Here is a 15,011-nt window from a genome sequence, read left to right on the forward strand (position 1 = left end):
CTAATATCGGACGGTGAAAGTATGAAACGCTCTAAACAAGAACGTCAACAAAAGTTGATTGAGACGATTAAAGCTAACCCATTTATAACGGATGAAGACTTGGCATCCCACTTTACAGTAAGCGTTCAAACGATTCGTTTAGATCGATTAGAATTATCGATTCCTGAATTACGGGAACGTATTAAACACGTAGCATCCAAATCATTTGAGGATGAAGTTCGTTCTTTGCCGCTTAATGAAGTCATTGGTGAAATGGTCGATATTGAATTAGATCAGAGAGCCATTTCGATTTTTGATGTAAAATCGGAGCATGTATTCATGAGAAACAGTATTGCTCGAGGACATCATCTTTTTGCTCAAGCTAATTCACTAGCGGTAGCAGTCATCAATGATGAACTGGCATTAACAGTAACTTCAACACTTTCATTTGTGAAACCAGTTAAGTTAGGTGATCGGGTAATCGCTAAGGCAATTGTCGTAAGTAAAGATGAAGAGAAAAATAGAACATTTGTGGAAGTTACATCTTCTGTCGAAAATGAAGTTGTGTTTAGTGGGCAGTTCGAAATGTTTCGCACAAATGCACAAAGCAAAGGTGAAATGATATGAAAATCGCAGTAGACGCAATGGGTGGAGATCACGCCCCAAAAGAAATTATTGAAGGTGTTTACCAAGCTTTAGAACAATTTGAAGATATACATATTCTGTTATATGGTCAGGAGGATTTAGTCAGCCCTTTATTGAAATCCCATGAGCGTCTTACGTTTATCCATACAACTGAAAAAATAGAATCAGAAGATGAACCTGTTCGTGCTATTCGACGCAAAAAGGATGCATCAATGGTTCGCATGGCAGAAGCTGTTAAAAATGGAGAAGCTCATGCATGTGTTTCTGCAGGAAATACAGGTGCATTAATGGCCGCTGGTTTATTTATTGTTGGTCGAATTGATGGAATTGACCGCCCTGCATTAGCTCCAACATTACCGACAATTGATGGGCAAGGGTTCGTTATGATGGACTTAGGAGCTAATTCTGATGCCAAACCTGAACATTTAGTGCAGTTTGGGATTATGGGCAGTATTTACGCAACGAAAGTTCGTGGAATTGAATCTCCTCGAGTTGGGTTGCTTAATATTGGAACAGAAGAAACAAAAGGGAATGAGTTAACGAAAAGTGCTTTTGCGTTACTAAAAAATGCTCCAGTGAACTTTGTTGGAAATGTGGAATCACGAGATTTGTTACTTGGTGTGGCTGATGTCGTCGTTACTGATGGGTTTACAGGGAATATGGTATTAAAAACAATTGAAGGTACAGCTGCAAGCTTCTTTACGATGTTAAAAGAAGTATTTACTTCTTCTGCAAAATCTAAAATTTCTGCGCTTCTTGTAAAAGATGATTTGAAAGCGTTGAAAAATAAAATGGATTACACCGAATATGGTGGTGCTGCTTTATTTGGATTAAAAGCACCTGTCATTAAAGCGCATGGTTCATCTAATGCCAATGCGATTATGAATGCGATTCGTCAAGCGCGCACGATGGTTGAATTTGACGTGTGTGGAACGATACATGCAACGATTGCTGAGGAGGGGAAACATGTCTAAGATTGCCTTTTTATTCCCTGGACAAGGTTCACAATCAGTTGGAATGGGAGCAGAACTTGTCGAGAGTAATAGTGAAAATAAATCATTTTATGAGAAAGCGGATCGTCGATTAGGTTTTGACCTATCAAAACTTATGCTTGAAGGTCCTATTGAGCAATTAACGTATACCTATCATGCTCAACCGGCGTTATTAACGACAAGTACAATGATTTCTGAGTACTTGAAAAAATCCGGAATTCAACCCGATTTTACAGTCGGTCACAGCTTAGGGGAATATTCAGCTTTAGTATCTTCAGGTGTCTTATCGTTTGAAGATGGTGTTCAAATCGTACATGAACGCGGGTTGTTTATGAATGAAGCGGTTCCTGCAGGTGAAGGGGCAATGGCTGCTATATTAGGATTAGACGCTCCTTTACTAAAAGAAGTAACAGATCTTGTTACGAATGAAGGAGATGCGGTTCAACTAGCTAATTTAAATTGTCCGGGACAAATCGTTATTTCCGGGACGAAAGCCGGAGTGGAAAAAGCCTGTGTGAAAGCGAAAGAAGCGGGTGCGAAACGCGCGATTCCGCTAGAAGTAAGTGGACCTTTCCATTCAGAGCTAATGAGACCAGCAGCGTCTAAGCTTCAAGAAGCTTTAGCCAAGTTGGACATGAAGGATACGGCAATTCCAGTTATTTCGAATGTTACAGCTCAACCTGTAACGAAATCAGAAGACATGAAACCATTACTTGTAAGTCAGCTGTATTCACCTGTTCAATTCGAGATGTGTATTCGTACATTATTGGATGAAGGGGTAACTCATTTTGTAGAATGTGGTCCGGGGAAAGTGTTAAGCGGACTTGTTAAAAAGATCGACCGATCAGCAAACGTATATCCTGTGTATGATCTTCATACAATTGAGAACGTGATAGAAGCTTCAAAGGAGTGGTCATAATGGGGAAATTAGATGGAAAAGCAGCTCTAGTAACTGGAGCTTCACGTGGAATTGGTGCAGAAATTGCGAAGCAATTGGCAAGAGAAGGCGCTCGTGTAGCGGTGAATTATAGCGGTAGTCAAAGCAAAGCTGAAGAAGTTGTGAATGAAATCATTGCTGCAGGAGGACAAGCATTTGCTATTCAAGCTAGTGTTAGTGATGCAGAGAATGTGACTGATATGGTTAAACAAACAATTGAACAATTCGGATCTGTTGATATCTTAGTGAATAATGCTGGGATTACACGTGATAATCTATTAATGCGTATGAAAGAATCCGAATGGGATGATGTGATCGATACGAACTTAAAAGGTGTATTTCTTTGTACAAAAGCGGTGACTCGTCAAATGATGAAACAACGCGCAGGGAAAATTATTAACATTGCATCTATAGTTGGTGTTTCAGGTAATGCAGGACAAGCGAATTATGTGGCGGCTAAGGCTGGCGTTATTGGGTTAACGAAAACGACAGCAAAAGAATTAGCAAGTCGACATATTAATGTCAATGCGATAGCACCAGGTTTTATTACAACTGAAATGACGGATGAATTATCAGATGATGTTAAAAATCAAATGCTAACGCAAATTCCTTTATCTAAACTTGGTAATCCACAGGATGTTGCAAAAGCAGTGGTTTTCCTAGCTTCAGATGATGCAAGTTATATTACAGGACAAACATTACATGTTGATGGCGGTATGGTTATGTAAAACCCTCTATGAAGAATGAATGGATTTTTGTATACTATTTTGAGGGGAGGTGACTATATTGGCAACAGTAGTTGAGCGTGTAACAAAAGTAATCGTAGATCGTCTTGGTGTAGACGAGAGCGAAGTGAAAATGGAAGCATCTTTCCGTGATGATCTTGGTGCAGATTCTCTAGACGTGGTGGAACTTGTTATGGAACTTGAAGATGAGTTCGACATGGAAATCTCGGATGAAGATGCAGAACAAATTAGTACGGTAGGTAATGCTGTAACGTATATTGAAAGCAAACAAGGGTAATTAACTTTTTCCTTGACAGAGACGCATTAGACATTCAAATTGAATGGTCTTCTGCGTCTCTATTTCTTTTTGCACAATGAGCTTTAAACAGGTAAACTAAAGCGTAGAACCTAAAGGAAGGCAGATTAGAGATGACTGGTAAACGTAGAGGAATGCCTCAAAAAAATGGAACTTTTTCAGAAAGTGTCCGACAATCATTTATAAAATTACAAAACGAACTAAATGTTCAATTTAATAATTCAAATCTTCTTTATCAAGCCTTTACCCATTCATCTTATGTGAATGAGCATCGACGCAAATTTTATACAGATAATGAACGTCTTGAATTTCTAGGAGATGCAGTTCTTGAACTATCAGTATCTCAGTACCTTTTTCAAAAGTTCCCTTCAATGAGTGAAGGTGAATTGACTAAACTTCGTGCAGCCATTGTATGCGAACCTTCACTCGTGTTGTTTGCTAATGAATTAAAGTTCGGAGTGTACGTTCTTTTAGGAAAAGGGGAGGAGATTACAGGAGGTCGCGAACGTCCAGCTTTACTTGCGGATGTGTTTGAATCCTTTATTGGAGCCCTCTATTTAGATCAAGGCTTAGAACCTGTCGTAACATTCCTAGAACAAGTCGTCTTTCCAAAAGTTGAAATCGGTGCTTTTTCGCATGTGATGGATTATAAGAGCCAGCTACAAGAAATGGTTCAGCAATCAAATAATGGTTCATTAGTTTACGAGATTGTAGAAGAAAAAGGTCCAGCTCATAACCGGACTTTTGTTTCAGTTGTTAAACTAGGCGCTGAAGAACTCGGCTTAGGTAAAGGGAAATCAAAAAAAGAAGCGGAACAAAAAGCAGCGCAAGTTGCCATTACACATATTAAAGAACAAGCTTCTAGCAGGCAGGAGGGCTGAATTTGTTCTTAAAAAGACTTGAAGTAGTAGGATTCAAATCATTTGCGGATCGAATTGGAATTGATTTCGTCCCTGGGGTTACAGCAGTTGTTGGACCCAATGGGAGTGGAAAAAGTAATGTGACAGATGCGATTCGATGGGTGCTTGGTGAACAGTCAGCTAAATCGTTACGTGGAGCTAAAATGGAGGATGTTATTTTCGCAGGAAGTGACTCGCGAAAACCTCTTAATTTTGCTGAAGTTACATTGATTTTAGATAATGCAGATCAACGTTTACCTCTTGATTACGCAGAAATAAGTGTGACACGACGAGTGTTTCGTTCAGGCGATAGTGAGTATTTATTAAATAAACAATCATGTCGTTTAAAAGATATTAATGATTTATTTATGGATTCTGGTTTAGGAAAAGAAGCTTTTTCAATCATTTCTCAAGGTAGAGTAGATGAGATATTAAATAGCCGACCAGAAGATCGCCGCTCCATTTTTGAAGAAGCAGCTGGTGTTTTAAAGTATAAGCTTCGTAAGAAAAAAGCGGAACACAAACTCTTTGAAACTGACGATAACTTACATCGCGTTTTAGATATTTTACATGAATTAGATGATCGGATGGAGCCACTTCAAATGCAATCATCCGCTGCATCTGATTATTTACGTATGTCTGAAGAGCTTAAAGATATTGAACTTGGTGTCATTGCATTCGATTTAAAACGCATCGAAACGCAACTAATCGAGTTGACTAAACAAGTAAGTGAGCAAAGTGCTAACGAATCTACGCTTGATGGATTAATTGATGAAACGGAATCCCAACTGATTCAGTCAAGACAATTGTTATCTGAGCAAGATACGATCATCGATGGGGCACAAGAGCAATTAGTTGAGGCTAGTGCAGAGCTGGAACGTTGGGATGGGAGAAAACAATTACTCGCAGAGAAACGGCAGAACACTGACCAGCAAATCGAAAAACTTCAGCTAAGCATTCGTGATTTTGATGAAGAAAAAAGTGAATTAGAAAATGAATATGAGCAAAAGCTTCAAAGTGCAAAACATAGACAACAAGAATTACAACAAAAGAAATTAGAGTTAAAACAATTAGACCATCTACTCAAACAGTCTTCCGCTGAAATTGAAAGTGAAATGGAAGAATGGAAAACCACGTATATTGAAAGATTAAACGAAGAAGCGACTGTGAAGAATGAGCTAAAGCATTTAGATCAACAGGTGGTCCAACAAATGGAACAAACTGAGAAAATGAAGGGTGAAAACTCTTTAATTTCTGAGGAATTACATGTTGTGGATTCTAACCGTTCGAATGTCTCAAACGCATTAGCTGTTGTATCAAAACAATTGCAAGAAAAAGTTGAACTTTTTAAGAGTGAACAAGAGGTTTATTCGAAAGAAAAAGATCAATTGGAGTCTAAGCAATCACTCCTTTATCAAGCGTATCAACATCAACAACAGCTTAAAGCTAGAAAAGAGTCTCTAGAAGCGCTAGAAGCTGATTTTTCAGGTTTTTATCAAGGTGTTAAGGAAATATTGGTGGCACGTGAAAAAGGGCACTTAAAAGGCATTAGCGGCGCTGTAGCTGAACTAATTCAAGTGAAACCTGAATATGCCAAAGCGCTTGAAACGGCACTTGGTGCTTCCATGCAACACATTGTAACGGAAACTGATGATGATGCGAGAAAAGCGATTTCATTTTTAAAAGATAAAAAGGTGGGACGTGCGACGTTTTTACCTAAATCGGTTATGAAATCTCGCAAACTTTCATATGACTCGGTACAGACCATTTCAAGTCATCCTGCCTTTTTAGATACAGCAGATCAATTGGTTTCTTTTGATGAGCAGAATCGTCGAATCGTAGAGAATCTTCTTGGTAATGTTGTCATCGCGAAGGATTTACAAGGAGCTTCTCAAATTGCGAAAACGGCTCAGTACCGATTCCGTGTTGTAACTTTAGATGGTGATATCGTAAATGCTGGTGGTTCATTAACTGGTGGTTTTTCTAAACAGCAATCTTCCGTTTTTTCAAGAAAAGCTGAATTAGATGAGCTATCTACAAAACTTACTGTGATGAACGAAACAATTTACCAAGCAGAAAGTTCGATATCTCAGTTGAAAAATACGGTTGATACACGATCGAAAGAATTAGAAATTAGACGTGTTGAAGGTGAAGAAATTCGTGCGAAAGAATTAGAGTTGAGTTCTGAATTACGTGAGTTAGAATCAACTTATAAACGCTTGAAAGAACGTGAATATATTTTCCGCTCGGAAAATGAACATGTTTCAGGTCGAAAAAATGAACTGGCTCAAAAACAAGAACTCGCACAAAAAAGATTAATCGAGTTAAAGAAAGAATTGACTGATATAAATGAAACCATTGATCGTTTAACATCAATGAAATTCCAAAGTCAAAATGAGCGAGATCGTCTAACTGAACAATCTGCTGAACTGCGTTCTCAAATTGCCGTGTTGTCAGAACAAGTGGCGACAGCAGAAAGTTCCGTATCGGAACTTAAGCTTAAAATAGAAAAAGTAACGGCTAAAAAAGATCAAGCTTCTAAAGAAATGGACTGGTATCAATCAGGTAATATGGAGATTGGCCCATCTAAAGAAGAGATTCTTACTCAATTGGCAAGTTGGCAAGAGAAGAAACTTTCCTTACAACAAATCGTCAGTGATGGCAGAGAAAAAAGGTTAGCTATTAACCAAAATGTTCAGCAATTCGAACTTCAATTGAAGAAGCATCAACATCTTCATAAACAAGCACTTGATGCATTAAGAGCAGCGGAAGTGCGAGTGAATCGTTTAGACGTGGAACAATCTTCTCTCATAACTCATTTGGAAGAGCAATATCAACTAACTTCTGATGAAATCGATTACCCAGATACTGAAACGTTTAACGAAGAAGTATCGAGGAAAAAAGTGAAACTGTTGAAACAGTCGATTGATGAATTAGGTCCAGTCAATATCGGATCTATTGAAGAATATGAGCGTGTTCTAGAACGTCACACATTCTTGACTGAGCAAAGACAGGATTTATTAGAAGCAAAAGAAACTCTTCATGAAGCCATTAAGGAAATGGATGAAGAAATGACAATTCGCTTCAGTGAAACGTTTTACGCGATTCGAACTCAATTTGTTAAAGTATTTAGGGAGTTATTTGGAGGCGGTCAAGCAGATTTAGTCATGACGAATCCTGAGTCGCTCTTAGAAACAGGAATTGATATTATCGCTCAACCTCCAGGGAAGAAATTACAAAATCTGAGTTTGCTTTCAGGTGGAGAACGAGCACTTACGGCAATTGCTTTATTATTTGCGATTTTAAACATTCGTCCTGTACCATTCTGTATTCTAGATGAAGTAGAAGCTGCATTAGATGAATCAAATGTGGTACGTTACAGTCAGTATTTAAAGAAATTTAGTCATGAGACACAATTTATTGTTATTACGCACCGCAAAGGAACAATGGAAGGTGCAGATGTTCTTTATGGAATTACGATGCAAGAATCGGGGATTTCAAAATTAGTGTCGGTAAAACTTCAAGAAGAACAAAAGGCACTTGTTGCACAAGGGAGCGAGCGAGCATGAGTTTTTTTAAGAAAATGAAAGAAAAGTTAACGGGTACACCTGAAGAAACAGTAACGGTTTCCGGGAAATTTAAAGATGGTCTTGCCAAAACGCGTAATCAATTCACTTCTAAAGTGAATGATCTCGTTGCAAAGTATCGTAAAGTAGATGAAGATTTTTTCGAAGAGCTTGAAGAAATTTTATTACAAGCAGATGTTGGCTTTGAAACTGTTATGGAACTTATGGATGCACTTCGCTTTGAAGTGCAGCGTAAGAACATGAAAGATACAGCGGGAATTCAATCGGTGATTTCAGAAAAACTGGTAGAAATTTATGAGTCTGGTGAAGAATCTTCAAATGAATTAAATATGCAAGTCGATGGTTTAACTGTTATCTTGTTTGTTGGTGTAAATGGAGTGGGTAAGACTACGACAATTGGTAAATTAGCAAATCGCCTGAAATCTGAAGGAAAATCTGTTTTGCTAGCAGCTGGAGATACATTTAGAGCTGGAGCAATTGAGCAACTCCAAGTATGGGGTGACCGAGTGGGTGTTGAGGTGATCAAACAGTCTGAAGGGTCAGATCCTGCTGCGGTGATGTATGACGCTGTTCGCGCAGCTAAGAGCCGAGGTGTGGATGTCCTTATTTGCGATACAGCCGGTCGATTACAAAATAAAGTGAACTTAATGAATGAGTTGGAAAAAGTGCATCGTGTGATTTCACGAGAAATTCCAAATGCCCCTCATGAAGTGTTACTTGCTTTAGATGCAACGACGGGACAAAACGCATTAATTCAAGCTCAGACGTTTAAAGAAGCGACGAATGTTACGGGTATTGTGTTAACAAAACTAGACGGAACAGCGAAAGGCGGTATTGTTTTAGCCATTCGAAACAAACTCCATATTCCGGTGAAATTTGTTGGATTAGGTGAGAAGATGGATGACTTACAGCCATTTGATACAGAGAAATATGTATATGGTCTTTTCGCTGAAGGATTAGAGAAAGAAGAGTCCGCTCAAAAAGACTAGACAAGTAAAAATACTTGACACCACAATACAAGCTCGGTATGATAATTAAAACAGATGAAGGCGGAGATCATGATGCTTTTAGAAAAAACAACACGCATGAACTTTCTCTTCGACTTTTACCAATCTCTACTTACAGAGAAACAACGCAGTTATATGCATTTATATTATTTAGACGATCATTCATTAGGTGAAATTGCGGATGAATACGAAATCTCTAGACAAGCAGTTTATGATAATATTCGACGTACTGAAGCAATGCTCGAAGAATATGAAGATAAACTAGAGTTATTTGGGAAGTTTCAACAACGACAAATGGTTATTGAACAATTAACGCTTGCTATGGAGCAAGATGAGATTGAAAAAAATGTTGTCATGGGACTTGTCAATCAACTAAAAGAATGGGATTAGGAGGCGGCGTGCATGGCATTTGAAGGTCTAGCTGAGCGGCTGCAAGGAACCATCCAACGTATAAAAGGAAAAGGAAAAGTTTCCGAAGCAGACGTTAAAGAAATGATGAGAGAAGTTCGGTTTGCCTTAATTGAAGCCGACGTTAACTTAAAAGTAGTAAAAGAATTCGTCAAAAAAGTAAGTGAGCGAGCTGTTGGTAGCGATGTGATGAAGAGCCTTACTCCTGGTCAGCAAGTCATTAAAATCGTTAAAGATGAATTGACTATATTGATGGGTGGAGAGCAAGCGCCAATTCAATTTGCTAAAAAACCACCGACTGTGATTATGATGGTCGGCTTGCAAGGTGCTGGTAAAACGACAACTAGTGGGAAATTAGCGAATGTGCTTCGCAAGAAATACAATCGTAAACCATTACTAGTTGCAGCTGATATTTATCGTCCTGCAGCCATTCAACAACTTGAAACGATTGGTAAACAACTTTCGTTGCCCGTGTTTTCACTCGGAACAGAAGTATCACCTGTTGAAATTGTTCGTCAAGCGATTGAAAAATCAAAAGAAGAACATCATGACGTAGTGATTGTGGATACAGCTGGTCGTTTACATGTTGATGAAGTTTTAATGCAGGAATTAAAAGATATTCGTGCCTTAAAAGAACCTGACGAAATTTTCTTAGTTGTTGATTCAATGACAGGTCAAGATGCGGTTAATGTCGCTCAAAGCTTCAATGAAGCCCTGGGCATTACGGGTGTCGTTTTAACGAAATTAGATGGTGATACACGTGGTGGTGCTGCGTTATCTATTCGTTCTGTTACTGAAAAACCAATTAAATTCGTTGGTATGGGTGAAAAAATGGATGCTCTTGAAGCGTTCCACCCTGAGCGCATGGCTTCACGTATTTTAGGCATGGGCGATATGATGTCATTAATTGAAAAAGCTCAATCCAATGTGGATGAAGAAAAAGCTAAAGATCTTGAAGAAAAGTTTAGAACACAGACATTTACATTCGACGATTTTGTCGAGCAATTAAATCAAGTGAAGAAAATGGGTCCTTTAGAAGACATTATCAAAATGTTACCCGGTGCCGGAAAAATTAAAGGGCTTGAAAATGCTAAAGTTGATGAAAAACAAATGGGTCGAGTAGAAGCGATCATTTATGCAATGACGCCTCAAGAAAAAACGACACCTGAAGTGATTAACTCTAGTAGGAAAAAAAGAATTGCAAAAGGATCGGGGACGACCATTCAGGACGTCAATCGATTGCTTAAGCAATTTGAAGACATGAAAAAAATGATGAAACAAATGTCTGGAATGCAACAAAAAGGCAAGAAAAAGATGAAAATGCCAGGATTAGACTCGCTTTTTAAATAAATTTTAAAGCAATTTTTAAGGTGTTAAGAAAAAACACTTTACAAACAAATCAAATCTTGATAATATACTATCTTGTGTGAAACTATTCGGAGGTGCTATTAAACATGGCAGTTAAAATTCGCTTAAAACGTATGGGAGCTAAAAAATCTCCTTTCTATCGTATCGTTGTTGCTGACGCTCGTGCTCCACGTGACGGCCGTCAAATCGAAACAGTGGGAACTTACAATCCACTAACTTCACCAGCTGAAGTAAAAATCAACGAAGAACTAGCGTTGAAATGGTTATCAACTGGTGCTAAACCATCTGATACAGTACGTAACTTGTTCTCAGAACAAGGCATCATGGAGAAATTCCATAACGCAAAAAACGCTAAGTAATCGGGGGCAGCCTAATGAAGCAGCTGATTGAAACAATTGTTAAACCATTAGTTGATTATCCGGAAGAAGTTCGTATTGAAATTGACGAAAATGCAAACCGTATTGTCTACAAACTTTCTGTCCATTCTGAAGATATGGGGAAAGTTATTGGTAAGCAAGGTCGTGTTGCGAAAGCGATTCGTACCATTGTTTATTCAGCAGCAAGCAGTCACCATAAGAAGAAGACGTATGTCGATATTCTAGATTAATAGTAGAAAAAGGAAGGGGCCATGGTTCCTTCCTTTTTTGTACAATAAGTTGGAATTCCGATTAAACAATAGGACAAAGAAAGACAGCTGTGCCATTGTGGTGCTAGCTGTGTTTTTAAAATAGACACCGATAAACGGCATAGTTGATGTTTATTGAAAGGACAAAATCTGCTATCTATGCGCAGGTGTCAATCCAGTCAACTAAGCGTTTAATCTCGCCTATAAATAAGGAGTGAAACAGATGAATTGGTTTAATGTAGGGAAGATCGTTAATACCCACGGAATTCGTGGTGAAGTACGCGTCATTTCAAGCACTGATTTTCCAGAAGAACGATATGCCGTTGGAAATAAACTTAGCTTATTTAAAAGTGATTCAAAAACACCGATTGTCTTAACTGTTGCAAGTCATCGTCGCCACAAAAATTTTGACTTATTAACATTTGAAGGCTATTTAACGATTGAAATGGTTCAAGGATTCCGTGATGGCATCTTAAAAGTATCGGAAAATCAATTGTCTGAATTAGAAGGCAATGAATACTATTTCCATGAAATTATTGGTTGCACAGTTATTGGAACAGATGGACAAGAAATCGGTGTAATTACGGATATTTTGCAAACTGGAGCGAATGATGTTTGGACCGTAAAACCGGCTAGCGGAAAAGATCATTATATTCCTTACATTGAGGATGTTGTAAAAGATATCGATATTGAAAATAAAAAGATAACAATAGAAGTTTTGGACGGCTTATTATCATGATGAAGATCCATGTCTTATCACTTTTTCCTGAGATGTTTACAGGCGTTTTTAATTCGTCTATTTTAAAAAAAGCTCAAGAAAAAGAAGCGGTTTCTTTAGGCGTTACTGACTTTCGTATGTATTCGGGTAATAAACACCACCAGGTTGATGATTATCCCTATGGGGGTGGTGCAGGTATGGTTTTGAAGCCAGAGCCCTTATTTCAAGCCGTAGAGGCGATTACGAGTACGTCCAAGAAACCAAGAATTATTTTGATGTGTCCTCAAGGTGAGAGATTTACACAAAAGAAAGCTGAAGAATTTGCTCAAGAAGAAGAATTGATTTTTTTATGTGGACATTACGAAGGCTATGATGAGCGTATAAGAGAACATTTGGTTACAGACGAAGTCTCAATAGGGGATTTTATATTAACCGGTGGAGAACTTGGCGCTATGACAGTCATTGATAGTGTAGTAAGACTTTTACCCGGAGTACTAGGTAACGGTGATTCGTCAGTCCTAGATTCTTTTTCAACAGGCAAGCTAGAGCATCCACATTATACAAGACCTGCAGATTTTAGAGGAATGGCAGTGCCAGACGTTCTAATGTCTGGGAACCACGCAAAGATTGAAAAGTGGCGACATGAAGAATCTCTGTACAGAACTTGGTCAAGACGTCCAGATCTGCTAACTTCTTTAAATTTGTCGGAAGCAGATCAACAGCTAATAAGTCAATGGGAACAAAATAAAAATAACTAGATTATCTTGTTTTGTGCGTGGTTATATGGTATCATCTATTCTGTACTTCTATGTGGAGTACCGAATTACGATGTTCCGCTGTAGCCATTGTCGCTAGCAAGAGCATCTGTCTAAGGAGAGAAAAATATGCAAAATATTATTACTGAAATTACACAAGAACAACTTCGTACGGATCTTCCGAATTTCCGTCCAGGTGACACAGTTCGTGTTCACGTTAAGGTCGTTGAGGGAACTCGCGAACGTATCCAATTGTACGAAGGAGTAGTTATACAACGTCGTGGTGGCGGAGTAAGCGAAACTTTCACAGTTCGTAAAATTTCTTACGGTGTTGGTGTTGAACGTATTTTCCCAGTTCACACGCCTAAAATCACTCTTTTAGAAGTTATTCGTCGTGGTAAAGTACGTCGTGCTAAATTGTTCTACCTACGTAACTTACGTGGTAAAGCTGCACGTATCAAAGAAATTCGATAATTTACAGCCAGAAAGAGAGCTTGGATTTCAAGCTCTCTTTCTTTTTGCTTGTGATGTTAATTCCTTGTACAATAATAATAGTACAAGCAGGGGGGCAATTTGATGGAAGAAGTTAAAAAAGAAAAAAATGAAATATGGGAGTGGGCGAAGGCTTTATTGATTGCATTTGGTCTTGCGTGGCTCATTCGCTTCTTTTTGTTTACACCAATTGTTGTTGATGGAGAATCCATGATGCCGACGTTAGAAAATGGTGATCGAATGATCGTTAACAAAATCGGCTATGACGTTGGAGAACCGAATCGGTACGATATCGTCGTATTTCATGCCCCAGAACAAAAAGACTACATTAAACGAGTTATCGGACTCCCTGGAGATCATGTTGCTTATAAAAACGATCAATTATATATAAATGGTGAAGCAAAGCCTGAACCATACTTAGATCCTTTTAAAAAAGAAATTATTGAAGGAACACTAACAGAAGATTTTACTTTAGAAGAACTTATTCAAGAGGAAGTTGTACCTGAAGGTTATGTTTTCGTAATGGGAGATAACCGACGATACAGCAAGGATAGTCGTCACATTGGGGTTGTCTCGATGGACGAAATCATCGGAAGCACAAGTGTTATATTCTGGCCTCCTAATGAAATAAGTATCGTCAAGTAATACTTAAGGAGGAAAACATATGACCATTCAATGGTTCCCAGGACATATGGCAAAAGCTCGTCGTGAAGTAACGGAAAAGCTTAAGCTCGTTGATATTATTTTTGAATTAGTTGACGCACGCTTACCATTGTCATCTCGTAATCCAATGATTGATGAGGTAGTAGGGCAGAAAATTAGATTATTGATTTTAAATAAAGCAGATATGGCAGATGATCATCAAACGAAAAAGTGGCTCAAGTATTTCGATGAAAGAGGTCACAAAGCAGTTGCCATAAATTCTTTTGATAGTAAAGGTTTGCAGCAAGTAATTAAAGCAGCAAAAGAATTACTTGAAGAGAAATGGGAACGCATGCGTTCAAGAGGGATTAAACCAAGAGCTATACGTGCCATGATTGTGGGTATACCAAACGTAGGAAAATCAACGCTTATAAACCGTTTAGCGAAGAAGAATTTAGCCAAAACGGGAAATACGCCTGGTGTTACGAAAGCTCAACAGTGGATTAAAGTAGAAAAAGAATTAGAATTACTCGATACACCAGGGATTTTATGGCCAAAGTTTGAGGATCAATCAGTTGGTTATAAACTAGCGCTAACTGGTGCAATTAAAGATACGATCACGAATATGGAAGACTTAGCGGTATATGGATTGCGTTTTTTAGCTGAGCATTATCCAAAACGTATGGAAGATCGATACCAATTGACAGCAGTTGATGAAGACTTAGTTAAAACGTTCGATCATATTGGAAAACTACGTCGGACATTTTCTACTGGTGGAGAAATTGATTATGATCAAGTAGCTGAATTAATTGTCCGAGATATACGTGGAGAAAACCTTGGTAAATTAACATTTGACTTCGTTGAAGAAAGCGAAAAACAAGATGTGAAATAACCTTTTTTACCTTCGGGTAGAAAA

The 15,011-nt window shown here is 38.3% G+C and carries 17 protein-coding genes; all 17 read left to right on the top strand.

Annotated elements, in window-relative coordinates:
• Positions 1–21 precede the first annotated feature (21 nt).
• The 17 genes from fapR (at position 22) to ylqF (ending at position 14,987) form a co-directional block, all read left to right on the top strand.
• The gene (fapR, locus tag AC3EA5_RS14915; RefSeq protein WP_394187341.1) at positions 22–606 is read left to right on the top strand and encodes a transcription factor FapR; all 585 of its coding nucleotides are present in this window, start codon (positions 22–24) and stop codon (positions 604–606) included.
• The gene (gene plsX, locus AC3EA5_RS14920) at positions 603–1,598 is read left to right on the top strand and encodes a phosphate acyltransferase PlsX (RefSeq protein WP_488609055.1); all 996 of its coding nucleotides are present in this window, start codon (positions 603–605) and stop codon (positions 1,596–1,598) included. The genes fapR and plsX overlap by 4 nt, the downstream gene beginning before the upstream one ends.
• On the top strand, positions 1,591–2,535 hold the full coding sequence (gene fabD, locus AC3EA5_RS14925; RefSeq protein WP_488609056.1) for an ACP S-malonyltransferase: 945 nt from the start codon (positions 1,591–1,593) through the stop codon (positions 2,533–2,535). Before plsX ends, fabD begins: the two co-directional genes overlap by 8 nt.
• On the top strand, positions 2,535–3,281 hold the full coding sequence (fabG, locus tag AC3EA5_RS14930) for a 3-oxoacyl-[acyl-carrier-protein] reductase (RefSeq protein WP_488609057.1): 747 nt from the start codon (positions 2,535–2,537) through the stop codon (positions 3,279–3,281). The genes fabD and fabG overlap by 1 nt, the downstream gene beginning before the upstream one ends.
• Before the next feature lie 58 nt (positions 3,282–3,339).
• Positions 3,340–3,576 (top strand): acyl carrier protein, encoded by a 237-nt coding sequence (gene acpP / locus AC3EA5_RS14935; RefSeq protein ID WP_016427714.1) that lies wholly within the window; start codon positions 3,340–3,342, stop codon positions 3,574–3,576.
• 131 nt (positions 3,577–3,707) lie between these two features.
• The gene (rnc, locus tag AC3EA5_RS14940) at positions 3,708–4,475 is read left to right on the top strand and encodes a ribonuclease III (RefSeq protein ID WP_394187345.1); all 768 of its coding nucleotides are present in this window, start codon (positions 3,708–3,710) and stop codon (positions 4,473–4,475) included.
• A gap of 2 nt (positions 4,476–4,477) precedes the next feature.
• Positions 4,478–8,062 (top strand): chromosome segregation protein SMC, encoded by a 3,585-nt coding sequence (gene smc / locus AC3EA5_RS14945; RefSeq protein ID WP_488609058.1) that lies wholly within the window; start codon positions 4,478–4,480, stop codon positions 8,060–8,062.
• A complete protein-coding gene (gene ftsY / locus AC3EA5_RS14950) occupies positions 8,059–9,069 on the top strand; it encodes a signal recognition particle-docking protein FtsY (protein ID WP_488609059.1) in 1,011 nt (336 codons plus the stop codon). Before smc ends, ftsY begins: the two co-directional genes overlap by 4 nt.
• 72 nt (positions 9,070–9,141) lie before the next feature.
• Entirely contained in the window at positions 9,142–9,477 is a 336-nt protein-coding gene (locus AC3EA5_RS14955; protein WP_488609075.1) for a putative DNA-binding protein, read from the top strand.
• A 12-nt stretch (positions 9,478–9,489) separates the two neighbouring features.
• Positions 9,490–10,845 (top strand): signal recognition particle protein, encoded by a 1,356-nt coding sequence (gene ffh, locus AC3EA5_RS14960; protein ID WP_488609060.1) that lies wholly within the window; start codon positions 9,490–9,492, stop codon positions 10,843–10,845.
• 104 nt (positions 10,846–10,949) lie between these two features.
• A complete protein-coding gene (gene rpsP, locus AC3EA5_RS14965) occupies positions 10,950–11,222 on the top strand; it encodes a 30S ribosomal protein S16 (protein WP_394187350.1) in 273 nt (90 codons plus the stop codon).
• A gap of 14 nt (positions 11,223–11,236) precedes the next feature.
• Positions 11,237–11,470 (top strand): KH domain-containing protein, encoded by a 234-nt coding sequence (locus AC3EA5_RS14970; protein WP_394187351.1) that lies wholly within the window; start codon positions 11,237–11,239, stop codon positions 11,468–11,470.
• Between the two features lie 241 nt (positions 11,471–11,711).
• On the top strand, positions 11,712–12,227 hold the full coding sequence (rimM, locus tag AC3EA5_RS14975) for a ribosome maturation factor RimM (RefSeq protein WP_488609061.1): 516 nt from the start codon (positions 11,712–11,714) through the stop codon (positions 12,225–12,227).
• Positions 12,227–12,964, top strand: a complete 738-nt coding sequence (trmD, locus tag AC3EA5_RS14980; protein WP_488609076.1) for a tRNA (guanosine(37)-N1)-methyltransferase TrmD — start codon at positions 12,227–12,229, stop codon at positions 12,962–12,964. The genes rimM and trmD overlap by 1 nt, the downstream gene beginning before the upstream one ends.
• 126 nt (positions 12,965–13,090) lie before the next feature.
• Positions 13,091–13,435, top strand: a complete 345-nt coding sequence (gene rplS, locus AC3EA5_RS14985) for a 50S ribosomal protein L19 (protein ID WP_394187353.1) — start codon at positions 13,091–13,093, stop codon at positions 13,433–13,435.
• A 102-nt stretch (positions 13,436–13,537) separates the two neighbouring features.
• On the top strand, positions 13,538–14,098 hold the full coding sequence (gene lepB, locus AC3EA5_RS14990; protein WP_394187354.1) for a signal peptidase I: 561 nt from the start codon (positions 13,538–13,540) through the stop codon (positions 14,096–14,098).
• Between the two features lie 19 nt (positions 14,099–14,117).
• Positions 14,118–14,987 (top strand): ribosome biogenesis GTPase YlqF, encoded by an 870-nt coding sequence (gene ylqF / locus AC3EA5_RS14995; protein WP_488609062.1) that lies wholly within the window; start codon positions 14,118–14,120, stop codon positions 14,985–14,987.
• Positions 14,988–15,011: the final 24 nt, after the last annotated feature.

This window comes from Paenisporosarcina sp., from assembly GCF_057785155.1.